Here is a 23,264-nt window from a genome sequence, read left to right as displayed (position 1 = left end):
CGGGCAGCAGGCATCGGGAATGACTGGAAGGGGTTTACTGGAACTGGCTCAGGAAGCGCACATCGCCGTCAAAAAACAGGCGCAGGTCGTTCACGCCATAGCGCAGCATGGTGAAACGGTCCATGCCCATGCCGAAGGCGAAGCCAATGAATTGCTCAGGGTCCAGGCCCATGTTGCGCACCACGTTCGGGTGCACCTGACCAGAGCCGCCCACTTCGAGCCAGCGACCGGCCAACGGGCCGCTCTGGAACTGGATATCGATCTCGGCGCTGGGCTCGGTGAACGGGAAGAAGCTGGGGCGGAACCGCAGCACCAGATCGTCGCTTTCGAAAAAGGTGCGGCAAAAATCGGTGACCACGACCTTGAGGTCCTTGAAGCTCACGTTTTCGCCGATCCACAGGCCTTCGCACTGGTGGAACATGGGCGAATGGGTGGCATCGCTGTCCACACGGTAGGTGCGGCCCGGCGCGATGACGCGGATCTCCGGCATGCCTTGACCCGCGTCGAGCAGGTTCTTGTAGCGCTTGACGTGCTGCACCGCGTGGCGGATTTGCATGGGGCTGGTGTGCGTGCGCAGCAAATGACCGCCTTCGACGTAGAAGGTGTCGTGCATCGAGCGGGCCGGATGGTCTTCAGGCGTGTTGAGTGCGGTGAAGTTGAACCAGTCGGTCTCGATCTCGGGGCCTTGGGCCACTTCAAAGCCCATGGAGCCAAAAATTTGCTCCACGCGTTCGAGCGTGAGCGAGACGGGATGCAGACCGCCGACATTGGCGCTGCGGCCCGGCAAGGTCACATCGAGCGCCTCGGCCTTGAGCTGCGCTTGCAGCTCGGCATCGGCGAGCGCTTGGCGGCGCTCGTTCAGGGCGGCCTCGATCGCCTGCTTGGCGAGGTTGATGGCCGCACCGCGGGTTTTCTTGTCTTCCACGCTCAGAGCGGCCATGCCCTTCATCAGCTCGGTGATGCGACCGGCTTTGCCCAAAAATTGGGCCTTGGCGTTTTCGAGGTCAGCAGGTGTCAGTGCCTGCGCAAAACTCTGGCGTGCGGATTCGACCAGGGTGTCCAGCTCGTTCATGGTGTGGGAGATCGGTGAGTGATCTGTGGGTTGGGGAATAAAAAAGGGATTGAAGCTGTTGCGAGCCTCAATCCCTTTGATCGAGTGCGTGGCATGAGCCCGAAGGCCCAAACCACTCATGACCTCAAGCTGCGGCCAATTTGGCTTTGACTTGGTTCACGATGCCAGCAAAAGCGGCCTTGTCGTGCACGGCGATATCCGCCAGCATCTTACGGTCGATTTCGATGGCAGCCTTCTTCAGGCCGTTGGCGAACTGGCTGTAGGTCAGACCGCATTCACGCGCAGCGGCGTTGATACGGGCAATCCACAACTGACGGAACACACGCTTTTTGGTGCGGCGGTCACGGTAGGCGTATTGGCCAGCCTTCATCACCGCCTGTTTGGCGATGCGGAAGACATTACCGCGGCGACCGCGGAAACCTTTTGCAAGGGCCAGGACTTTCTTGTGACGGGCGCGTGCCGTTACACCACGTTTAACGCGAGGCATATTTCTTCTCCTTGTTCGTCAGTAATTACAGGCCAGCCATGGGCAGCATTTGTGCGATGTGACCCATATTGGTCTCATGCACAGCCACTGCACCGCGAAGGTGGCGCTTGTTTTTGGTGGTCTTCTTGGTCAGGATGTGACGTTTGAAGGCTTGGCCGCGTTTAACGGTTCCACCTGGACGAACACGGAAGCGCTTTTTAGCACTGCTTTTGGTCTTCATCTTGGGCATATCAATGCTCCTTTAATTGTGCTCGTGAGGCGTCTGCAAAATCTTTGCAGCCTTGTTGGCCCCGAGCCACTTTTAACAAAAGCCACCCGAAGGAGGCTTTTGATTTGACCCACCCGAAGGCAGATCAAACTCCTGTCAAACCGCTTCAGTCGGCGCCGCAGCATCTGCTGCTTTGCCACCCGCCGGCTTTTTGCGTCCTGGCGCGATCATCATGATCATCTGACGGCCTTCGAGCTTGGGAAACTGCTCGACGATGATGGAATCGGCCAATTCGTCGCGAATCCGGTTCAGCAAAGCCATGCCCAACTCTTGGTGGGTGATCTCGCGGCCACGGAAACGCAAAGTGATCTTGCATTTGTCGCCATCGGCCAGAAAACGGCGGATGTTGCGCATCTTGATGTTGTAGTCACCATCGTCGGTACCGGGGCGGAATTTGACTTCCTTGATATCGATGACCGTTTGCTTGGCTTTGGCTTCTGCCGCACGCTTTTGCTCTTGGTACTTGAACTTGCCGTAGTCCATCAAACGGCAAACGGGTGGGTTGGCGGTGGCGGCAATTTCAACCAGGTCCACGTCCATCTCACCTGCCATGCGCAGGGCTTCGGCCAAGGACAAAATGCCCAACGGCTCGTTTTCAGGGCCGGAAACACGCACCTCTGGGGCCATGATTTCACGGTTCAAACGGTGTTTACGTTCTTCGCGGTGGCGACGATCACGAAATTCGGTAGCGATGACTCAATCCTTTACGGAACAAAACTGCGACATGCAGCTCATCCATCTTTGTGCCCACGGGCCAAAGCTTGTGGCGAAAATCACCTTCAGGCTTTAGAAGCGATGTCGGCAGCAATGAGTTCAATGAACGCATCGATCGACATCACACCGAGGTCTTTGTTGCCTCGGGCGCGCACTGCGACGGTACCTGCTGCTTTCTCCTTGTCGCCAGCGACAAGGATGTAAGGCAGCTTTTGCAACGAATGCTCTCGTATTTTATACGTGATTTTCTCGTTACGCAGGTCCAAATCGACCCTAAGGCCTTGATTTGACAATGATTTTTGCAGTTTTGCAGCGATTTCACGACAGTAATCGGACTGCGCATCGGTGATGTTGAGCACAGACACCTGGATGGGGGCGAGCCAAGTCGGCAAGGCACCGGCATGCTGCTCGACCAAAATTCCGATGAAGCGCTCCATGCTGCCCACGATGGCGCGGTGCAGAATCACAGGGCGCTGGCGCGAACCGTCTTCGGCCACATACTCGGCATCCAGACGCTCCGACAAGTTGAAGTCCACCTGGATCGTGCCGCACTGCCACTCACGGCCAATCGCGTCTTTCAGGGTGTATTCGATTTTGGGGCCGTAGAAAGCGCCATCGCCTTCGGAAATCACGAATTCGCAACCCGAATCGCGCAAGCTGTCCATCAAGGCTTTTTCGGCCTTGTCCCACAACTCGTCCGAGCCGATGCGGGCTGCCGGTCGGGTAGACACTTTGTAGAGGATGTTGGTGAAACCGAAATCGGCATACACCTTCTTGAGCACCTTGGTGAAGGTGTCGCACTCGGGCAGGATCTGATTTTCGGTACAGAAAATGTGACCATCGTCCTGCGTGAAGCCACGCACACGCATGATGCCGTGCAAGCCACCCGAAGGCTCATTGCGGTGACACTGACCAAACTCACCGTAGCGCAGCGGCAAGTCGCGGTAGCTCTTGATGCCTTGTTTGAAAATCAGGATGTGCCCCGGGCAGTTCATCGGCTTCAAAGCGTAATCACGCTTTTCAGACTCGGTTGTGAACATGTTGTCGCGGTACTTGTCCCAGTGGCCTGTTTTCTCCCACAGGGTTTTGTCCAGAATCTGCGGGCCTTTGACCTCTTGGTAGCCGCTGTCGCGGTAGACCTGACGCATGTACTGCTCCACGGTCTGCCACACCGTCCAACCTTTGGGGTGCCAAAACACCAAGCCGGGAGCATGCTCATCAATGTGGAACAAGTCCAGTTCGCGGCCCAGTTTGCGGTGGTCGCGCTTTTCGGCCTCTTCCAAACGCGTCAAATACAGCTGCAGGTCTTCCTTGCTGGCCCATGCCGTGCCATACACGCGTTGCAGCATCTCGTTTTTGCTGTCTCCGCGCCAGTAAGCGCCTGCCACCTTCATGAGTTTGAAGTGCTTGAGCTTGCCGGTGCTGGGCACATGCGGGCCACGGCACAGGTCTTCAAAATCACCTTCGCGGTACAGGCTGACCTCTTGGTCGGCCGGAATGCTGCCGATGATCTCTGCCTTGTAGTTTTCACCCATCGATTTGAAATGTGCAACAGCCTCATCGCGGGGCAACACACGGCGCAGCACAGGCTCGTCTTTGGCCGCCAATTCGGTCATGCGCTTTTCAATCGCCACCAAATCGTCGGGCGTGAATGGACGGCTGTACGAAAAGTCGTAATAAAAGCCGTTTTCAATCACGGGCCCGATCGTGACCTGTGCTTCAGGAAACAAGGCCTTGACCGCGTAGGCCAACAAGTGGGCCGTGGAGTGACGAATCAACTCCAAGCCCTCGGGGTCCTTGGCCGTCACGATGGCCAGCTTGGCATCAGCGGCCATGCTGAAGCTGGTGTCCACCAGTTGACCATTGACCTTGCCACCCAGCGCGGCCTTGGCCAAACCTGCACCAATCGAAGCCGCCACCTCGGCAACTGTGACTGGGCCTGGAAACTCGCGCAATGAACCGTCGGGAAGTGTGATCTGAACCATGTGTGTACAAGTAAAAAAGCGCGGCAAAGGCCGCGCTTGAAAGAAGTGTCTAAACGCTGAGGGCAGATTTTAGCCGCCCTCGCCTTCAGCCTCTTATGAAGTCGATCAGTGGAACTGCTCTTCTTCGGTCGAACCGGTCAGGGCCTTCACAGAAGACGAACCGCCCTGGATCACGGTGGTCACGTCGTCGAAGTAGCCTGCGCCGACTTCCTGCTGGTGCGACACGAAGGTGTAACCCTTGTCGCAGGCTGAGAATTCGGGCTCTTGCACCATTTCTGTGTAGTGCTTCATGCCTTCGCCGCGGGCGTATGCGTGGGCGAACTGGAAGGTGTTGATTCTGCAAACGCTCTTGAAACCTCAATAGTTTCATCAGAACCCTGGATTTGCCCGAAGTCAACATTGTTGACCCGCTCAAAGTGTTCCACTCCTTCCGCCACATTGTTGTAACTAAGTTGACGGGGGCGGGAGTCAATGAGGGTTTAAAGCGTGCGATGGTCGGGCACGATATTGACACCAAGCAATCTGCCCATGACGACTACACCCACCTCGATGCCTTGACGATTTCGAATCTGCAAACGGCAATCAACAAGCTGAAATATGAAGGTATTGATTTTGCGAAATTGAAGCTACAACCGGACGTCTTTTTGCAGCCAATTGCAAGGCGTATCAAGCAACAGGCCGAAGCCAAACAGCGAGATGCTGTGAAGGAGAAGGCACCAATCAAAACGACCAAAAAAATAGCACCATGGCAAACTCGGGAGAGATCACATAACGGAGGAGTTTTTTTAGTCAAGCATTGAAACGAAAATCGAAATTGAGGTTTACAGCAATTTCTTCAACGCCTTTATTTGCTTGTCTATGGCTTTTAGTAGCTTCATGCCGTCGTCGGAAATCGGGACTAGGCCGTCTACACGATCTTGCCAGGTCGATACGTCTCCCTCGGCAATTTTGGCCATTTCATGAAGTGCCTTATTCCTAGATTTCCGCCAATTGTCTAAGTCGTTGCCAACTAGGTTGAGCAGTGTTGGATCGGTTTCAACTTGGCGTGCTTTTGTAATCAATGAGCCTAGGTGCTGAAAGCTGAAATCACGTTGCAGGACAACCGTTAGGCGACTTTCAAGCCTGTCTGATATCAAGCTTTCGACAATAGCTATTGCCTCTAAGTGAAATCCGGCTTTTTAGGACTCCGCAATTCTTGAGTAGGCTGATCGATACATTTCAGCACGAACTTTGGCGGTCACGCTGCCAGGTAAGGCGACGGCGCGAGTTCTTGTGTTGGTAGTCATGCTGATTTGTCAATGAGAATTAGAATTTTTTGGCCTTTTCGCTGGCGGCCTTGAGTCTTTCTTCTGCTGCCTGACGTGCGTTAACTTGTCGTTCAGCGTTGGCTCTTGAATTGACTATTGCTTCAATTGGTTTATTGATAAATACCATTTGAGTGGGGTTCAATGTCTCCCGGCATTCGCTTTCGACGCGGTCAGTTAGAGAGCTGTAGTTTTTTATCCTAAGCGTGATGTTTTGCCGCATTTCCCTTGCGATATCGTCAATGCAAGTGTTTCTACTGATGGGTCTTGATGAAGTTAATTTCACTTCCGCAACCCCAAAGTTTGCAATACTCATACGGAAACCGCCAGTCGTAGTTTCGGTATTTCCATCTCTGGATTTCTGCTGAGGCAAATTGGCAAATTTGCCCTTGAATTTTGCTTCAAGCTGATTCATGGCAGCACGAACTTCCAATGTGTCTTGCAAGTCATCATATGTGGCCATGAAGAGAATATCGCGGTAAAAATACAATGTCCCACCGTCAGAGGACATCTCTTTGCGAGTGTCCGGGAATCCATCAACACTCGATCCTTTGCCGCTTGCAAATCCCTTTGATTCAGCAACATCTTGATAGTGGTCGCTACCCAAATTTAGGCCTCGCACTTCAAATCCTCTTGGTGCCACCTTCAGTTCTTTTGTTAGAGTTCCAAGTGCATCTTTTTTGACGCGATTTCGTTCTTCTACCCCGGCGGCTTTCTCTTTTGCTGCTACGGCAATTCTCGCTGCAAATGCCGTTTCTTCGGCCACGATTACTTCATCAGGAGGACCCGGATACAAATATTCCCTGGTTGGAACATACTTGTCCTTACTGACATAAACGAATGGAAGGTCACTTCCAGAAAAATTTGCGAACGTTGATTTTTCTATTTTCAGCAGTCGAATAGTTCCATCGTCAAGCTTAACTTTTATATCAATGGTATTCGGTGCAACTCTGTAGCTCTCAACGACAAAAGGGACTTCGGAATTAATATTTTCTACAAAATTGAGCTTGGCGGTGGGTTCAGAAATTGGGCGATACCAAAATCTCTTCCCGATAATTGAGTCCAGAGCCACAAAGCCCGCAGGATTCTCAATCTTGAATGGTGCATCAGGATAAATATATCCTTGAAAATTATTTGCCCTTTGGCTGCCAGGATACAAATTTTCAATTAGTGAATAGTTGCCGTGTTCAGCAAGTATGTAGGCTTTAATAAATGCGATTTTTCCGTCTTCAAATTCTATTTTTAATTTTTTGAAGTCTGCTTCCAGTATTTTGAAGCTAGTTTCTTTTGCCAGATAGAACTTTCCGGTGAATTCAATGATATCCAAATAGGAACTACCAACACGCATTGGCCCAGCTTTTTCATAAAACTCTGTTCTGATTGAATCTGAACTTCCCGGCCGATACCAAAAAGTCTTACCGACTACTGCGTTAATTTTTTCCTGTTTGGTGGCGTTTTTTTCGGTTGCCGCTTTTCTCTGTGCATCGGTATCGGATAAATATTGGGCATGTGCTGCTGGGGCGGCCACTAATGGCAAGAGGACCGCAAGTATCCTGACAACTCTCTTGATGATTTTCGGCACGTGGCTCTCCCTAAGCTATTTTGAATATGGGTGTGCACTGTTGCCCGGATTGACCACGGCACACTATGCGTTGAGACGAGCTCTATTGTGGCTTGAAAAGACCGTTAAAGACCGGGGCATCCTTCAGTGGTGTCTGCAAAGCCCTCCCCACCCAAGAAGAACCCATCCAAAGATGACCTCCGTGGCATCTTGGCTTGGCACATCAGGACACTGCGAGTGTCTAAGGCGTGGTCTCAGGAACGGCTAGCCCTAGCCTGTGAACTTGACCGGACCTACGTATCAGCAATCGAGAGATGCATCTGGAATGTGTCCCTAGCCAACATCGAAAAGCTAGCTCAGGCATTGGAGGTGGAACCATGGACGCTATTGGTTCCTGTTTGACTCACTAACATCCCCCCTCCTCCTAGCCCCCACTCACACTGCGTTCCTGGGCTCCAACAAAAAAGCCACCCAAGGCTTTCACCTCAGATGGCCTTTCAACCCACCGGGCACCCATCTCAGGGCACCCTAAGTTGAATCAGTGGAACTGCTCTTCTTCAGTCGAACCGGTCAGGGCTTTCACAGAAGACGAACCGCCCTGGATCACGGTGGTCACGTCGTCGAAGTAGCCTGCGCCCACTTCTTGTTGGTGCGACACGAAGGTGTAACCCTTGTCGCGGGCTGCGAATTCGGGCTCCTGCACCATCTCGGTGTAGTGCTTCATGCCTTCGCCGCGGGCGTAAGCGTGGGCAAACTGGAAGGTGTTGAACCAGTTGATGTGGATACCGGCCAGTGTGATGAACTGGTACTTGTAGCCCAAAGCCGACAGGTCGTCCTGGAAGGATGCGATCTGGCTGTCGTTGAGGTTCTTCTTCCAGTTAAACGAAGGCGAGCAGTTGTACGACAGCAGCTTGCCTGGGCAAGCGGCATGTACGGCTTGCGCGAATTCGCGGGCAAAGCCGATGTCTGGCACACCAGTTTCGCACCACACCAAGTCTGCGTAGGGGGCGTAAGCCACGCCGCGGCTGATGGCTTGCTCCAGACCGTTCTTGACGCGGTAGAAACCTTCTTGAGTGCGCTCGCCAGTCAGGAAAGGCTTGTCGTTGGCATCGTGGTCAGAGGTGATCAGGTTGGCGGCTTCGGCATCGGTACGGGCCAACACGATGGTGGACACGCCCATGACGTCAGCAGCGAAACGTGCCGAAATCAGCTTCTCGCATGCTTCTTGTGTGGGCACCAACACTTTGCCGCCCATGTGGCCGCACTTCTTCACGGCAGCCAATTGGTCTTCGAAGTGCACGCCGGCTGCGCCGGAAGCAATCATGTTCTTCATCAGCTCGAAGGCGTTCAACACACCGCCGAAACCGGCTTCAGCATCGGCCACGATGGGCAGGAAGTAGTCAATGAATTCCATGGAGCCCGGCTCGATGCCACGGCCCCACTGGATTTCATCAGCGCGCTTGAAGGTGTTGTTGATGCGGCGAACCATGGTGGGCACCGAGTCGTACGCATACAACGACTGGTCGGGATACATGGTTTCAGAGGTGTTGCCGTCGGCAGCGACTTGCCAGCCCGACAGGTACACGGCTTCGAGGCCGGCCTTGGCTTGTTGCATGGCTTGGCCGGCACTGATGGCGCCGAAGGCATTGACGTAGCCTTTTTTGGCGCCACCGTTGATTTTGTCCCAGAGCTTTTCTGCACCGCGCTTGGCCAGGGTGTGCTCAATGGGCATGCTGCCGCGCAGACGCACGACGTCAGCCGCAGAGTAACCGCGCTTCACGCCTTTCCAACGTGGGTTGGTGGTCCAGTCTTTTTCGAGGGCGGCAATTTGCTGTTCACGGCTCAGTTGTTGAGTGAGGTTGGCTGGCATGGTGGGACTCCTGAAGTCAAGTTGAAATCGGGCGATTTGGGCAGCGAATTCTGCTTTGTCGTTGGAATGATCTTAACTCTTCTACAAGACTCATTTTTATTCTTATGTCTTATACAAGACATATTTTTATTTGTTTTAAATCATGCACTTACAAATGTTATTTCGCAATGTGATTTTCTTTTTCCCATATTGAGAAAATTTGCCGCGGTGCAGCATTGAAATATTTCATTTTATGAAATGCAAAGACGTGTCATGAAAAATGAAGTGCTTCGCTGCTCAGCACCATGCCATCGGCGTCTGCGTAAAGCCAATCGCCAGGATGAACCGTTGTCCCCTGAATCAAGACAGGCACGCCTGTTTGGCCTTGGTCCGAGCGCAATGTCGGCATGGGGTTCAATCCCAAGGCGCGAATACCCAAGGGCAAGACAGAAATTTCAGAATGGTCACGCACACACCCATCAACCACGACACCCGCCCAGCCATTGCGCGCGGCTGCGGCCGCCAGATTGCCACCCAACAAAGCCCGCCGCAATGAACCGGCCCCATCGACCACCAAGACCCGACCATGCCCGGCAGACTCAACGGCCAATTTGACGTGGCTGTTGTCTTCGTAGCATTTGACTGTCAAGACCTGACCATGAAAAGAATCGCGACCGCCAAAGTCTTTGAACAGGGGTGCAAGCACTCGAAATTTCCCTGAAAGGTCTGACTTGTGCGCATCGCAAAAATCACACGTTGAAAAAACAGCACTGGTGTTTGTCGTCATATCGGTTCATTCAAAAAACAAGAACCCGTGCAGTGGAGATGACTTGACTTACACAGCGCATACGCACTGAGACGGTGCGGATGTGGTCACTGAATGTTCAAAAGCGTCACACGAGGAACAAATCAGCAACAACCCCTATATAAAAATGATTTTTTAGCTTGGAATGTGCCTGTTTCTCCAGTAGCATGCGGATAGCTGAAACAAACTGTTACTCAGCGACGAACCAACTTCCGATCAAAGGAATTTCACCATGGCAACTGCGAAAAAAACCCCGGCAACAAAAGCTGCACCCGCTAAAAAAGCAGCACCGGCCAAGAAAGCTGCTCCAGCTAAAAAAGCTGCAGCACCCGCTAAAAAAGTAGCGGCTAAAGCACCAGCCAAAAAGGCTGCTCCTGCTAAAAAGCGTACGCCCAATCCAGCCTTCATGAAGGCTTTGACACCCAGCGCCGCTTTGGCAGCTGTGGTGGGCGCAACCCCACTGCCACGCACCGAAGTGGTCAGCAAGATGTGGGTCTACATCAAAAAGCACAACCTGCAAGACAGCGTGAACCGCCGTGCGATCAATGCTGACGACAAGCTCAAGGCCGTTTTCGGCAAGGCTCAAGTCACCATGTTCGAAATGGCTGGCCTGATTGGCAAGCACCTGAAGTAATTCAGCCGCTGCCCCATGAAAAAACCCGCCTCGGCGGGTTTTTTCATGGCCTCAACATCACTGAACCGAGATACCCGAAGCTGCAACTCAAGCCTTTTGCTTGGCCAATGCAGCTTGGGTGATGGATTGCAAGGTGCCTCGGGTGGTGATCACTTCGGGGTCCAGCATCACCTCGATCAAGGTGCCTTCGGGCCGCGCCATCGCAGCCAAGAGCACCTCTTCGAATGCATGTGTTTTGTGAATGCGAACCCCGACATAACCATAAGCTTGCGCCAAGGCCGCAAAGTCCGGATTCTTCAAGTGAGACCCTGTGACGTGCGTCGGGTATTCACGCTCCTGATGCATGCGGATCGTGCCGTACATGCCATTGTTCAGCAGCAAAATGATGCTTTTGCCACCGTGCTGCACAGCGGTCGCCAACTCTTGACCGTTCATCAAAAAATCACCATCACCCGCGATGGTGAAGGCCATGCGTCCCGTCAACACATTGGCGGCGATGCCTGCAGGAACACCGTAACCCATCGCACCGACCGTCGGTGCCAATTGCGTCTTGTGACCTTTGACCAAACCATGGTGCTTGAAGAATCGGTGCATCCAGCTCGCAAAATTGCCAGCGCCATTGGTGAGCACCGCGTCCGCTGGCAAATGCTTTTGCAGCAAAGCCACGAGCTCGGGCATATCCACATCACCCGGCAAGGCCTGTGGCTTCAAATTGTCGAGATACCCTTGGTGCGTCTGTTTCGTCCAATCAGCCCATGGCAACTCTGGCGGTGCGGTCAACACCTCGAGGCTGCGTGCCGCAGCGTTCATGGTGGCAAGGATCGCCAAGTCGGCTTGGTAAACACGGTTCAACTCTTCGGCACTGCCATGGATGTGGACCAGCTTTTGTACCGGCTTGGGGGCTTGCAGCAAGCTGTAGCCCCCTGTGGTCATTTCGCCCAGACGCGGGCCAATGGCCAAAATCAGGTCTGACTCGCGTACACATTGCGCCAAAACCGGGCCGATACCGATGCCCACATCACCGGCATATTGGGCATGGTGATTGTCAAAGGTGTCCTGAAACCGGAACGCATTGGCGACAGGCAATTGCCAGTTTTCAGCGAAGCGCTGTAAAGCTTGGGCGGCTTGCACCGTCCAGCCGCCGCCGCCACAAATGACCAAGGGCTTTTTTGCAGCCAACAACAAGTCTCGCAAATCGCGCAGCGCACCCGGATCGCTCCAGGCTTGCACAGGCTCCACACGCTGCAATGCTTGCGCCGTTTGAATCGGTTGCGTCAGCATGTCTTCTGGCAACACCAAGACCACGGGCCCGGGTCGGCCGTTCATGGCCGTGGCAAAAGCGCGAGCCACGTATTCAGGCAAGCGCTCGGGATCGTCCACACGCTCGACCCGCTTGGCCATGCCTTTGGTCGATGGGCCGAAAAAATGGGTGTAATCCATTTCCTGAAAAGCCTCGCGATCTCGTGTGTCGCTGGCCACATCCCCCACAAAAAGCACCATGGGTGTGGAGTCTTGAAACGCCGTGTGCACGCCAATCGAAGCGTTGGTTGCACCAGGGCCGCGCGTCACAAAACAAACGCCGGGCCGGCCTGTGAGTTTGCCTTGGGCCTCGGCCATGAAAGCCGCCCCACCCTCTTGCCTGCAAGTTACAAACTGGATGGCGTCGCTGTGCAAGTGAAATCCATCCAGCACGGCCAGATAACTTTCCCCCGGGACGCCAAACGCATGGGTAACGCCTTGGGCCAAGAGGCATTCAACGAGCAGATGGCCAGCTATTTTTGTCTTCATGTGCGCATTGTGCACAAGCCGAACTCAGAGCACTGTCACCCGCGTTGGGGGCACATCATGACGGCGCCGTGGTACGGCGCCCCACCCCGAGTGCGGCCGCTACGCTCAGCAAAAGCACCAAAGCGGCACCCAGCAGCGTCGTGCTGTACCACCCCTTGTCCATGAAAAAGCCGAACACCAAAGGAGACAAAGCAAAACCCACATCCAAGCCGGAATAAACCAAACCATACACGCGACCTGTGGCCCCTTTGGGCGTTGCTTTTTTGATCATCAAATCACGGCTGGGACCGCCGACACCGACCGCAAAACCGGTGGCCGCCAGAACCCACAAGGTCCCGAAATGTCCAAACAAACCACTGGCACACAAAGCCATCAGGACAGCAGCACAGATCATGCAAATGGCCACCACACGGTCGCTCATGCTCGGGAAGCGGGCAGCCACAAAACCACCCACCAACATGCCCAAAGCGCCGAACAACATGTAAGCCGTCAAAGTCATGGATGCCAACTCCAGACTCACCCCGTGCAAGGCTTGGAGGATCGGGACTGCAAAGTTTTGAACCACCGCCAAAGTGACCGTGGACAACAGGAAAAAGCCAAAACACCACCAAACCACCGGCAGCTTCATGAATGCCAAGTCACTGTGTGTTGCGCCTGATGCAGGTGAACGCTGTGCCGTGGTGGTCAGCAAATGTGCCCTGTGCCAAAGCAGGATCACCAAGACCAAGGCGTACACACAGGCAGCGGCCAGAAATGCATGACGCCAGCCCCAGAGGGCCGTGGTCAGTGTGAAAAAAATCGGGGCCAAAGCCCAACCCAGATTACCGGTCAATCCGTGCACACTGAACGCATAGCCCAACCGCGGTGTGGAAACACGCTGATTCAAAATGGTGAAATCAACCGGGTGAAAAGGCGCATTGCCCAAACCCGCCAAAACAGCCACGCCCATGAGCGCGGCATAGCTTTCGGCCATGGATGCCAGCGAACAGGCCGCCATGAAAAGCAGTTGCGACATGAACAAGACGGGTCTTGCGCCCACCCGGTCCACCACAAAACCAGCGCATGCTTGTCCTGTGCCCGAAACCACAAAAAACAAAGTACTTAGAAGTCCCAACTCAGAGAAGCTCCAGCCGAAATCCCGCATGAAAATGGGGAACATCAAGGGAAGCAAAAGATGGGAGAAATGCGAGCTGGCATGCGCCATGCCGACCAAGCCCATCACCTTGGCATCGTCGCGCCAAGGCACAACAACGGCACCCGAAAAACCCAATGGCATAAGCGTCACATTCAATGCGGATGCAGCGGCATGCAAGTTCTGAAAATGAACGCATTCACCAAACTGTCCTGAACGCAGTTTAGCTTTTTAAAAAGCAAAGGGGCCCGAGGGCCCCTTTGGCACATCACACCACGTTCAGGCGGCGGCTTCAACCACTTTGAAATCAAACTGCCCCGGGTGACGCACCGGGTCCACCGACACTTCAATGTGGCACTTGGGCGGAAAACGCCCCTCCAGCAACAAACGGGACAGCGGATTCTCCAGACGCTGCTGAATCGCCCTTTTAAGGGGCCTGGCACCAAACACCGGGTCAAAACCCACTTTGGCCAATTCGGACAAAGCGGCTGAGCTGACCTCCAGGTTCAAGTCCATGCGCATCAACCGGTCCTTGAGCACTTGCAACTGGATCGACGCAATCGATGCAATATGGTCCGCATCCAAACCATGGAAAACCACCGTTTCGTCGATGCGGTTCAAGAACTCCGGACGGAAATGGGTCTTCAGTTCATCCCACACCGCATCCTTGATGTCTTCTGCGGGCTGCCCCACCATCGACTGGATCAAGTGCGATCCCAAGTTGGATGTCATGACGATCACGGTGTTCTTGAAGTCCACTGTGCGGCCTTGGCCATCGGTCAAGCGGCCATCGTCCAGCACCTGAAGCAGGATGTTGAAAACATCCGGGTGTGCCTTTTCGACCTCGTCGAGCAACAGCACGCTGTAGGGTTTGCGGCGCACGGCTTCGGTCAGGTAACCGCCCTCTTCGTAACCCACATAGCCCGGAGGCGCACCAATCAAGCGCGCTACGGAATGCTTTTCCATGAACTCGCTCATGTCGACACGGATCAGGTGATCCTCACTGTCGAACAAAAAGCCCGCCAAGGCTTTGCACAGCTCGGTCTTGCCCACCCCCGTGGGGCCCAGGAACAAGAAAGAACCCGTTGGGCGGTTGGGATCGGACAGGCCCGAGCGCGAACGGCGAATGGCGTTGGCCACAGCCGAGATGGCCTCATCCTGGCCCACCACACGCTGATGCAACTTGTCTTCCATTTGCAACAGTTTTTCGCGCTCGCCTTGCATCATTTTCGACACAGGAATGCCGGTTGCACGGGATACGACTTCGGCAATCTCTTCGGCCCCAACCTGGGTGCGCAGCAAGCGGTGAACCGGTTTTTCTCCGGGTGCCGCCTCTTTGGCCTGCACGTCCTTGAGTGTTTTTTCAAGTGCAGGCAGCTTGCCGTATTGCAGCTCGGCCACCTTGTTGAAATCACCCTTGCGGGTCAAGTCCTCAATTTGTTGACGCAGCTGGTCAATCTGCTCACGCACTTGTTGCCCACCTTGGGCCTGGGCTTTTTCAGCCTGCCAAATCTCTTCCAGATCGGCGGCTTCTTTTTTCAGCTTATCGATCTCTTCCTCGATCAGGGCAAAGCGTTTTTGCGAAGCCTCGTCGTGCTCTTTGCGCACGGCTTCGCGCTCAATCTGCAGCTGAATCAAGCGGCGGTCCAGCTTGTCCATGACCTCGGGTTTGGAATCGATTTCGATCTTGATCTTGGCTGCGGCCTCGTCAATCAGGTCAATCGCCTTGTCGGGCAAGAAGCGGTCGGTGATGTAGCGGTGACTCAATTCTGCGGCCGCCACGATGGCCGGGTCGGTGATGTCCACACCATGGTGGATTTCGTACTTCTCTTGCAAGCCACGCAAGATGGCAATGGTGGCCTCGACCGTGGGCTCATTGACCAGGATTTTCTGGAAACGGCGCTCCAAAGCGGCGTCTTTTTCGATGTACTTGCGGTATTCGTCCAGCGTGGTCGCACCCACGCAATGCAGCTCACCTCGGGCCAGGGCCGGCTTGAGCATGTTGCCGGCGTCCATGGCCCCCTCGGCTTTGCCTGCTCCGACCATGGTGTGCAACTCGTCAATGAACACAATGGTCTGGCCTTCGTCTTTGGCCAGTTCGCTCAGCACAGTCTTCAGGCGCTCTTCAAACTCCCCCCGGAACTTGGCACCTGCCAGCAAAGCGGCCATGTCGAGCGACAAGACACGCTTGCCCTTGAGGGAATCAGGCACCTCGCCAGCCACGATGCGCTGAGCCAAACCTTCAACAATCGCGGTTTTGCCCACACCGGGCTCACCAATCAGCACAGGGTTGTTCTTGGTGCGGCGCTGCAAAACCTGGATGGCGCGGCGTATTTCGTCGTCGCGGCCAATGACCGGGTCCAGCTTGCCAATGCGGGCGCGCTCGGTCAGATCGATGCAGTATTTTTTGAGGGCTTCGCGCTGGCCTTCAGCATCGGCATTGCCGACCGTCTGGCCTCCCCGCACGGCATCGATCGCCGTCTCCAGGCTTTTGCGACTCAGACCGTGCTCTTTGGCCAAGCGGCCGATATCACCCTTGTTGTCGGCAATGGCCAACAAAAACAATTCACTGGCGATGAAGGCGTCGCCCCGCTTGATGGACTCTTTTTCTGCGCCTTGGAGCAACTTGGCCAGTTCAGGCCCGACCTGAACCTGGTCTTGCCCGGTGACTTGCGGCAGTCGCCCCACGGCGGCCTCTGCGGCCATGAGCAAACCTTGTACTTGCACCCCTGCGCGCAAAAGCAAGGCTTTGGGGCCTTCATCCTGTTTGAGCATGGCCACCAAAACGTGGGCTGGCTCTATGTAGGCATGGTCACGGCCCAAGGCCAGCGACTGGGCATCAGACAAGGCTTCGTGGAATTTGGTTGTCAATTTATCAAGGCGCATGAAAATTCTCCAGTGATTCCTATCTTGGGGACCCTTGCCCATTTTCAAGACTTGGAGGGCATTGCCGTGTTGCCTAAAATCAAGACATGCACATTCACCAGCTATCTGTCAGCCACGACGAGCGCCAAGATCGCCTCTTGCTGCGACTGAACACCCAAGACGGTCAGGAGTTCCGGTTCTGGCTGACACGTCGAATGGCCATCCGGCTGCTGCCTGCCATGGATCAGTCTGTTGTCCGACTGGAAGCTGCCCAACCCGGGCTGGCCGCGACCGATGCGTCATCGCAACAAATGCTGACCGAACTCAAACGCGATGCGTTTTTGCAAACCGCCGACTTTTCCACCCCCTACGCAGCAGAGCCGCAGCAGTTGCCGCTGGGTGACGAGCCATTTTTGATCACCGATGCACAACTGAGTCTTCAGCCCAATGGGGCTTTGCAGATCATTTTTCAGAAAAAAATGGGCCCTGCAACCCAGTCTTGCCAACTCAACTTACAAGCGCCCTTGGTTCACGGCATGATCCATTTGATTCGCCAATCCATGGCGAAAGCCGATTGGGGCTTTGTGACCCAGGACACAGAGAAGCGCCAGGACGAGACGCCCGATGCCAGCTTGGCACCTCAACAGGTTTACAAGCACTGAGGCAGGTGCCGATTCAACCGTTGTTCGCCTGTATTCCCCACCGCGCCAAAGCCGCATCGTCGGACACACGGGCATCAACCCATTGCGCACCTTGAGGCGTCTGCTCTTTTTTCCAGAAAGGCGCCTGGGTCTTCAGGTAGTCCATCAGGAATTCACAGGCCTTGAAGCTCTCGCCGCGATGCGCCGAAGTGACCGCCACTAGGACAATCTGATCGGCGGGCAGCAAGCGCCCGACCCGATGCACTACGCGGGCGGCATAAAAATCGAAACGTTGGTGTGCTTGCTCGATCATGGCTTCGATCGATTTTTCCGTCATGCCCGGGTAATGCTCCAGCTCCATCACCTGCACCTCGTCTTGCGCCTGCCCTGTCAAGGCGCGGGTATCACGCACCGTGCCCACAAAACTGCACACCGCGCCCACGCGCAAATCTTGTTCCCGCAAGGCGCTCAATTCCTGCGAGACATCGAAGTCTTCTTGCTGCACGGTGACGCGATCGGGCATAGCTTAGCCTCCGGTGACAGGCGGGAAAAAGGCCACTTCGGCGTTGGCCGAGAGCGGCGTGGCATCGGTGGCCATGACCTGGTTGACCGCCACGCGCACGGGGCGTCCGATGGCCAGACACTCGGCATGCGCACCACCACGCGCGATCAGTTGTTGCCTGAAAGCGGCCACGTTGTCGCAGGCCGTTTCGACTGATTCACTGGCCACGCCGATGGTTTCGCGCAAGGAAGCAAAGTAGCGCACTTGGATTTTCATGACAACCACTCCGCAAATGGCCAGAAACTGACGCTGTCACCGTGGGCAATGGTTTGACCCGCGTGGTTGTCCACCACACCATCACCCCAAACCACCGAGGTCAGAACGCCCGAGCTTTGGTTCGGAAACAAATCCAACCCACCTTGAGCATTGCGCCGAACGCGCAAAAATTCGCGCCGTTTGTCGGCCTTGGGCAGGTCAAAATGGGCGGGCAATGGCATGCACACAGGGGGCCGCTGCTCAGCACCCTGCAGCGCCAGAATCAAGGGTTTGACCAAGAGCAAAAAGGTCATGAAGCTCGACACAGGGTTGCCGGGTAACCCGACAAAATGCGCCATCCCGGGTGCTGTTTCGCGGCGCACATGGCCGTAGGCAAAGGGCTTGCCGGGTTTCATGGCAATTTGCCAGAGCGCCAAGGCACCCAAAGCTTGCACGGCAGGTTTGACGTGGTCTTCTTCACCGACTGAAACCCCGCCACTGGTCACAATCAGATCGTGGTGATCGGCCGCTGTTTTGAGCGCGGCAATGGTTGCTTCACGGCGGTCAGGAACAATGCCCAGATCGCTCACCTCGCAGCCCAAGCGGTGCAACAAAGCCCGCAAGAAAAACCGGTTGGAGTTGTAAATGGCCCCGGGCGGCATGTCCGCAGGGGCTACAGCCCCCGGCATAACCAGCTCATCGCCCGTTGAAAACAAAGCCACTTTGGGCCGAGACATGACCTGCAGGTGCGCCAAACCCAGGCTGGCCGCCAAACCCAGTTCAGCAGGTCCGAGTTTTTGACCTCGCTTCAAAACGGTATCGCCCATGCGGACATCTTCGCCACTGCGGCGCACCCACTGTCCAGGCGCAGCCGGTGTCAAAAAGCGAACCCGATCAGGCGTGTCTGTGGACACCAACTCGGTTTGCTCTTGCATCACGATGGCATCTGCGCCGGGGGGCACAGGCGCACCCGTGAAAATGCGAGCGGCTTGCCCGGGCTGCACGGGCTGCCCAAAATGGCCTGCTGCAATGCGTTGCGTCACCGTCAACTCGGCACCCACTTCCTGCACATCCGCGCTGCGCACGGCATAGCCGTCCATCGACGAATTGTCAAAAGCAGGCACCTGCAAGGCGGATACGAGGTCTTGCGCCAGAATTCGTCCGTCAGCGTCCAACGTGGCCACCGACTCCACGCCCGTTAAGGGGCTGATTTGAGCCAACAGCATTTTCAGCGCTTCATCGAGTGACATCAAAGGTGCGCGTGGGGCTGTGGTCATGGGGCTCAATCGCAGTGTTGCGTGATGAAGGCTTTGATCAGATCGACATCGGCCTTCATGACCTGCACACGCTTGGGCAAGGACTCGATGCCTTCAAACTGGGCCGGCCGGTCAGGTTGACGGCCCAGGGCCTCCACAATCGTCGAGGCAAATTTGATGGGCAAAGCTGTTTCCAGAACGATCATGGGCACTTGTGCATTCAGGTGCTCTTGGGCCACTTTCACACCGTCAGCGGTGTGGGTGTCGATCATCACGCCGTAACGGGCAAACACTTGCTGAATCGTTTTCAGGCGGTCGGCATGGGTGCTGTGACCGCTGTCGAAACCATAAACTGTGGCCGCCTTGGCAAAGCGCGGATCACCCGACAAATCGAAGAAGCCCTTGCGACTGAGGCCTTCGCCAAAGATCGCTTTGGTTTGGGCACCATCGCGCTCCAGCAAGTCGAACACAAAGCGCTCGAAGTTGCTGGCCTTGGAAATGTCCATGGAGGGGCTGGAGGTCTCGTGTGTATCGGCCGTGCCACGCACACGGTAAATGCCCGTGCGGAAGAACTCGTCGAGCACATCGTTCTCGTTGGTGGCGACCACCAAACGGTCAATCGGCAAGCCCATCATGCGGGCCACATGGCCGGCACAGACGTTGCCAAAATTACCGCTCGGCACGGTGAAGCTGACCTTCTGGTCGTTACTTTGTGTGGCCTGGAAGTACCCGGCAAAGTAGTAAACCACCTGAGCCAGCAAACGGGCCCAGTTGATCGAATTGACGGTACCGATCTTGTAGCGGCGCTTGAACGCCAAGTCGTTGGACACGGCTTTGACGATGTCCTGGCAATCGTCGAACACGCCCTCAATGGCGATGTTGAAGATGTTCTCGTCCAGCAGGCTGAACATCTGGGCTTGCTGGAAGGGGCTCATGCGGCCATGCGGACTGGTCATGAAAACCCGCACGCCTTTTTTGCCGCGCATGGCGTACTCGGCCGCGCTGCCGGTGTCACCCGATGTCGCGCCCAGAATGTTGAGCTCTTCGCCGCGCCGTGCCAACTCGTATTCAAACAAGTTGCCCAGCAACTGCATGGCCATGTCCTTGAAAGCCAAGGTGGGGCCATTCGACAAGGCTTCCAGGTACAAATCCGGCTGGGTCTGGCCTGCTGCCTGCAAGGGCTTGAGCGGGACAATGTCTTTCGTCCCAAACACCTCTTGGGTGTACGTCTTGCGGCACAGGGCCTGCAGGTCATCGCGCGGAATGTCGTCGATGTAAAGCGACAAAACCTCGAACGCCAAAGCCGCATAGCCCTGGCTTTGCCAGACATCGCGCAAACGCGTCAGCGCCGCACCATCCAGTTGCGGGTAGCTTTCGGGCAAGTACAAGCCGCCATCCGGCGCCAGACCTTCGAGCAGGATTTCACAAAATTGTTTGCGGTCGGCGTGACCGCGTGTCGACAGGTAACGCATCAGTTCAGCTCTTCCTTGCGAATGCGCACAATCGGCGCCATCACGGTGGGCAATGCCTGCATCTGGGCCAGCACATCGTTCAAGGTGCCTTCACGCGTGTCGTGGGTCAAGATGATCACATCGGTCTGGTTTTCGCCCGCTTGGCTCACCTGGTCGGCCTCACGCTGCAAGATGGCATCGATGCTGATGTCGGCCTGGGCCAAAAGGCCTGTCAACTTGGCCAACACACCGGCCTGGTCGGCCACACGCAAACGCAGGTAATAGCTGGTCACCACCTCGGACATCGGCAACACCGACAAACTGCTCATGGCGTCGGGCTGGAACGCCAAATGAGGCACTCGGTTCAGCGGATCGGCGGTGTGCAAACGGGTGATGTCAACCAAATCGGCAATCACCGCGCTGGCCGTCGGCTCGGAGCCTGCACCTTTGCCGTAGTACAAGGTGGTGCCCACGGCATCGCCTTGCACCATCACGGCGTTCATGGCGCCTTCGACATTGGCAATCAGGCGCTGGGTCGGCACCAGGCTGGGGTGCACGCGCAACTCGATGCCTTGTGCTGTGCGCTTGGTGATGCCCAGCAATTTGATGCGGTAACCCAATTGTTCGGCGTATTTGATGTCGGCTGCGCCCAGTTGGGTGATGCCTTCCACATAGGCTTTGTCAAACTGGACCGGAATGCCAAAGGCAATCGCACTCATCAAGGTGACTTTGTGCGCAGCGTCCACGCCTTCGATGTCGAAAGTCGGATCGGCCTCGGCGTAACCCAGGCGTTGGGCTTCCTGGAGCACCACGCCAAAATCGAGACCCTTGTCACGCATCTCGGACAGGATGAAGTTGGTTGTTCCGTTGATGATGCCCGCCACCCACTGGATGCTGTTTGCCGTCAGGCCTTCGCGCAGCGCCTTGATGATCGGGATGCCTCCGGCCACAGCGGCTTCAAAAGCCACCATCACGCCTTTGGCTTGCGCCGCAGCAAAAATCTCGGTGCCGTGCACAGCCAGCAAGGCCTTGTTGGCGGTGACCACGTGCTTGCCTGCGGCAATCGCTTCCATCACCAGGGCCTTGGCGATGCCGTAACCACCAATCAACTCGATCACGATGTCGATCTCGGGGTTGGCAATCACCTCACGGGCATCAGCCACCACCTGAACGCCTGCGCCGACCAGTTCTTTGGCCCGCACCACATTGAGGTCGGCCACCATGGTGATTTCAATCCCACGGCCAGCACGGCGCTCAATTTCACCTTGGTTGCGCTGGAGCACATTGAATGTGCCAGTGCCCACAGTGCCCATGCCCAACAGGCCTACTTTGATCGGTTTCATGTTCAACTTCTTTACTGCAATGCGCCCGAAAAACTCGGGCAGGGATATTTGAATTCAGCCCGCCAAGGCCTCGGTGCCAAAGCGTTTGCGGGCACCTTCCAGAAAACGTGCGACGCGTGCAATCGCTTCACGCAAATCGTCTTCATGCGGCAAAAACACAATTCGAAAATGGTCTGTATCGGGCCAATTGAAGCCCGTCCCCTGGACCAGCATGACCTTGGTTTCTTCAAGCAGTTGCAAGAAAAAATCCTGATCATCTTTGACCGGGTAAATCTGGGGATCGAGCTTGGGGAACATGTAAAGCGCAGCCTGCGGCTTGACACAGCTCACCCCGGGAATGGCCGTGATCAGTTCATAAGCCAGATCGCGCTGTTTGCGCAGACGCCCGCCTTCGCACACCAGCTCATTGATGCTCTGGTGCCCGCCCAAGGCGGTCTGAATGGCCCATTGCCCCGGCACGTTGGCGCACAAGCGCATGTTCGACAGCATGTTCAGGCCCTCGATGTAATCGCGGGCATTCTTTTTATCGCCAGAGATCACCATCCAACCCGCCCGGTAACCGCAAGAGCGGTAGCTCTTGGACAAGGAGTTGAAGGTCAAGGTCAGCACATCCTGCGACAAACTGGCCAAGGGCGTGTGTTTGACACCGTCGTACAAGACTTTGTCGTAAACCTCATCGGCAAAAATCACCAGGCCATGCTCACGCGCAATGGCCACAATGCCTTTGAGCAACTCTTCCGAGTACAAGGCACCCGTTGGGTTGTTCGGGTTGATCACCACGATGCCTTTGGTGCGGGACGTGATTTTGGCGCGGATGTCCGCCAGATCTGGCATCCAGCCATTGGTCTCTTCGCAGCGGTAATGCACAGGCGTGCCACCCGACAAACTGGCCGCCGCCGTCCACAGCGGGTAATCGGGAGATGGCAAAAGCACTTCATCGCCGTTGTCCAGCAGACCGTTGGTGGCCATGACAATCAACTCACTGGCACCGTTGCCCAAGTAAATGTCATCGAGCGTGACGCCCAGAATGCCCTGCTTCTGGGTCTCGTGCATGACGGCTTTGCGGGCTGCAAAAATGCCTTTGCTGTCGGAATAACCTGCCGAATTGGGCAAGTTGCGAATCATGTCTTGCTGAATTTCTTCAGGTGCATCAAAGCCGAAAACTGCCAGGTTTCCGATGTTCAATTTGATGATCTTTTGCCCGTCCTCTTCCATCTGACGGGCGCGGTCCATGATGGGGCCGCGAATGTCATAACAAACGTTGGCGAGCTTGGCAGATTTTTGAATGGGCTTCAAAGTGCCTCCAAAGGCAGTTGCGAGAGGGGAAAACCTATAATTTGACCACATTTCAA

General features: G+C 55.5%; 21 protein-coding genes and 1 pseudogene. 4 read left to right on the top strand and 18 right to left on the bottom strand.

Translation table 11 applies throughout. The annotated features are described in order from the left end of the window. Nucleotides 1-34: 34 nt before the first annotated feature. The 6 genes and pseudogenes from pheS to ACZ5VE_RS06790 all read right to left on the bottom strand — a co-directional run. Complete coding sequence (gene pheS / locus ACZ5VE_RS06815) at nt 35-1,072, bottom strand: phenylalanine--tRNA ligase subunit alpha (protein WP_464457246.1); 1,038 nt, start codon at nt 1,070-1,072, stop codon at nt 35-37. Nucleotides 1,073-1,196: 124 nt separating this feature from the next. Then, the gene (gene rplT, locus ACZ5VE_RS06810; protein ID WP_026036460.1) at nt 1,197-1,559 is read right to left on the bottom strand and encodes a 50S ribosomal protein L20; all 363 of its coding nucleotides are present in this window, start codon (nt 1,557-1,559) and stop codon (nt 1,197-1,199) included. A gap of 25 nt (nt 1,560-1,584) precedes the next feature. After that, entirely contained in the window at nt 1,585-1,788 is a 204-nt protein-coding gene (rpmI, locus tag ACZ5VE_RS06805) for a 50S ribosomal protein L35 (protein ID WP_019428895.1), read from the bottom strand. Nucleotides 1,789-1,923: 135 nt separating this feature from the next. Further along, on the bottom strand, nt 1,924-2,520 hold the full coding sequence (gene infC, locus ACZ5VE_RS06800) for a translation initiation factor IF-3 (protein WP_464457454.1): 597 nt from the start codon (nt 2,518-2,520) through the stop codon (nt 1,924-1,926). Nucleotides 2,521-2,606: 86 nt separating this feature from the next. Next, nucleotides 2,607-4,526, bottom strand: a complete 1,920-nt coding sequence (gene thrS, locus ACZ5VE_RS06795; RefSeq protein ID WP_464457245.1) for a threonine--tRNA ligase — start codon at nt 4,524-4,526, stop codon at nt 2,607-2,609. 105 nt (nt 4,527-4,631) lie between these two features. Then, nucleotides 4,632-4,859 (bottom strand): annotated as a pseudogene (locus ACZ5VE_RS06790) (isocitrate lyase); the annotation flags it as partial. 50 nt (nt 4,860-4,909) lie between these two features. Between ACZ5VE_RS06790 and ACZ5VE_RS06785 the strand changes: the two are divergent. Continuing rightward, complete coding sequence (locus ACZ5VE_RS06785; protein WP_464457244.1) at nt 4,910-5,326, top strand: hypothetical protein; 417 nt, start codon at nt 4,910-4,912, stop codon at nt 5,324-5,326. Between the two features lie 505 nt (nt 5,327-5,831). Here the strand turns inward: ACZ5VE_RS06785 and ACZ5VE_RS06780 are convergent. Continuing rightward, entirely contained in the window at nt 5,832-7,412 is a 1,581-nt protein-coding gene (locus ACZ5VE_RS06780) for a hypothetical protein (protein ID WP_464457243.1), read from the bottom strand. Between the two features lie 126 nt (nt 7,413-7,538). Between ACZ5VE_RS06780 and ACZ5VE_RS06775 the strand changes: the two genes are divergently transcribed. Further along, nucleotides 7,539-7,793, top strand: a complete 255-nt coding sequence (locus ACZ5VE_RS06775; protein ID WP_464457242.1) for a helix-turn-helix domain-containing protein — start codon at nt 7,539-7,541, stop codon at nt 7,791-7,793. 136 nt (nt 7,794-7,929) lie between these two features. Here ACZ5VE_RS06775 and aceA read toward each other — a convergent pair whose 3' ends face one another. Both aceA and rraA read right to left on the bottom strand, forming a co-directional pair. Continuing rightward, a complete protein-coding gene (gene aceA, locus ACZ5VE_RS06770) occupies nt 7,930-9,261 on the bottom strand; it encodes an isocitrate lyase (RefSeq protein ID WP_464457241.1) in 1,332 nt (443 codons plus the stop codon). Between the two features lie 250 nt (nt 9,262-9,511). Continuing rightward, nucleotides 9,512-10,027 (bottom strand): ribonuclease E activity regulator RraA, encoded by a 516-nt coding sequence (gene rraA, locus ACZ5VE_RS06765; protein ID WP_464457240.1) that lies wholly within the window; start codon nt 10,025-10,027, stop codon nt 9,512-9,514. A gap of 250 nt (nt 10,028-10,277) precedes the next feature. Between rraA and ACZ5VE_RS06760 the strand changes: the two genes are divergently transcribed. Next, nucleotides 10,278-10,679 (top strand): SWIB/MDM2 domain-containing protein, encoded by a 402-nt coding sequence (locus tag ACZ5VE_RS06760; protein ID WP_108407758.1) that lies wholly within the window; start codon nt 10,278-10,280, stop codon nt 10,677-10,679. Between the two features lie 87 nt (nt 10,680-10,766). Here ACZ5VE_RS06760 and ACZ5VE_RS06755 read toward each other — a convergent pair whose 3' ends face one another. The 3 genes from ACZ5VE_RS06755 to clpB form a co-directional block, all read right to left on the bottom strand. Further along, complete coding sequence (locus ACZ5VE_RS06755; protein WP_464457239.1) at nt 10,767-12,467, bottom strand: thiamine pyrophosphate-binding protein; 1,701 nt, start codon at nt 12,465-12,467, stop codon at nt 10,767-10,769. Between the two features lie 55 nt (nt 12,468-12,522). Beyond that, nucleotides 12,523-13,743: an MFS transporter gene (locus ACZ5VE_RS06750; RefSeq protein ID WP_464457238.1), complete on the bottom strand. Its 1,221-nt coding sequence runs from the start codon at nt 13,741-13,743 to the stop codon at nt 12,523-12,525. A 135-nt stretch (nt 13,744-13,878) separates the two neighbouring features. After that, nucleotides 13,879-16,485 (bottom strand): ATP-dependent chaperone ClpB, encoded by a 2,607-nt coding sequence (gene clpB / locus ACZ5VE_RS06745; protein WP_464457237.1) that lies wholly within the window; start codon nt 16,483-16,485, stop codon nt 13,879-13,881. Between the two features lie 86 nt (nt 16,486-16,571). On the opposite strand from clpB, the gene ACZ5VE_RS06740 reads away from it, so the two are divergent. Then, nucleotides 16,572-17,126 (top strand): hypothetical protein, encoded by a 555-nt coding sequence (locus tag ACZ5VE_RS06740; protein WP_464457236.1) that lies wholly within the window; start codon nt 16,572-16,574, stop codon nt 17,124-17,126. A 13-nt stretch (nt 17,127-17,139) separates the two neighbouring features. Here the strand turns inward: ACZ5VE_RS06740 and ACZ5VE_RS06735 are convergent, their stop codons facing one another. The 6 genes from ACZ5VE_RS06735 to ACZ5VE_RS06710 are packed head-to-tail and all read right to left on the bottom strand — an operon-like array spanning nt 17,140 to nt 23,208. Next, complete coding sequence (locus tag ACZ5VE_RS06735) at nt 17,140-17,628, bottom strand: molybdenum cofactor biosynthesis protein MoaE (protein ID WP_464457235.1); 489 nt, start codon at nt 17,626-17,628, stop codon at nt 17,140-17,142. A gap of 3 nt (nt 17,629-17,631) precedes the next feature. Next, the gene (gene moaD / locus ACZ5VE_RS06730) at nt 17,632-17,883 is read right to left on the bottom strand and encodes a molybdopterin converting factor subunit 1 (protein WP_464457234.1); all 252 of its coding nucleotides are present in this window, start codon (nt 17,881-17,883) and stop codon (nt 17,632-17,634) included. After that, complete coding sequence (locus tag ACZ5VE_RS06725; protein ID WP_464457233.1) at nt 17,880-19,139, bottom strand: molybdopterin molybdotransferase MoeA; 1,260 nt, start codon at nt 19,137-19,139, stop codon at nt 17,880-17,882. The genes moaD and ACZ5VE_RS06725 overlap by 4 nt, the downstream gene beginning before the upstream one ends. A 5-nt stretch (nt 19,140-19,144) precedes the next feature. Then, complete coding sequence (thrC, locus tag ACZ5VE_RS06720; RefSeq protein WP_464457232.1) at nt 19,145-20,590, bottom strand: threonine synthase; 1,446 nt, start codon at nt 20,588-20,590, stop codon at nt 19,145-19,147. Next, the gene (locus ACZ5VE_RS06715; protein ID WP_464457231.1) at nt 20,590-21,912 is read right to left on the bottom strand and encodes a homoserine dehydrogenase; all 1,323 of its coding nucleotides are present in this window, start codon (nt 21,910-21,912) and stop codon (nt 20,590-20,592) included. The genes thrC and ACZ5VE_RS06715 overlap by 1 nt, the downstream gene beginning before the upstream one ends. 54 nt (nt 21,913-21,966) lie before the next feature. Then, on the bottom strand, nt 21,967-23,208 hold the full coding sequence (locus ACZ5VE_RS06710; RefSeq protein WP_464457230.1) for a pyridoxal phosphate-dependent aminotransferase: 1,242 nt from the start codon (nt 23,206-23,208) through the stop codon (nt 21,967-21,969). Nucleotides 23,209-23,264 lie beyond the last annotated feature (56 nt).

The organism is Limnohabitans sp. INBF003, from assembly GCF_055396645.1.
Note: the sequence above shows the minus strand (reverse complement) of the source record. Positions and strands in the feature narration are given on the sequence as shown.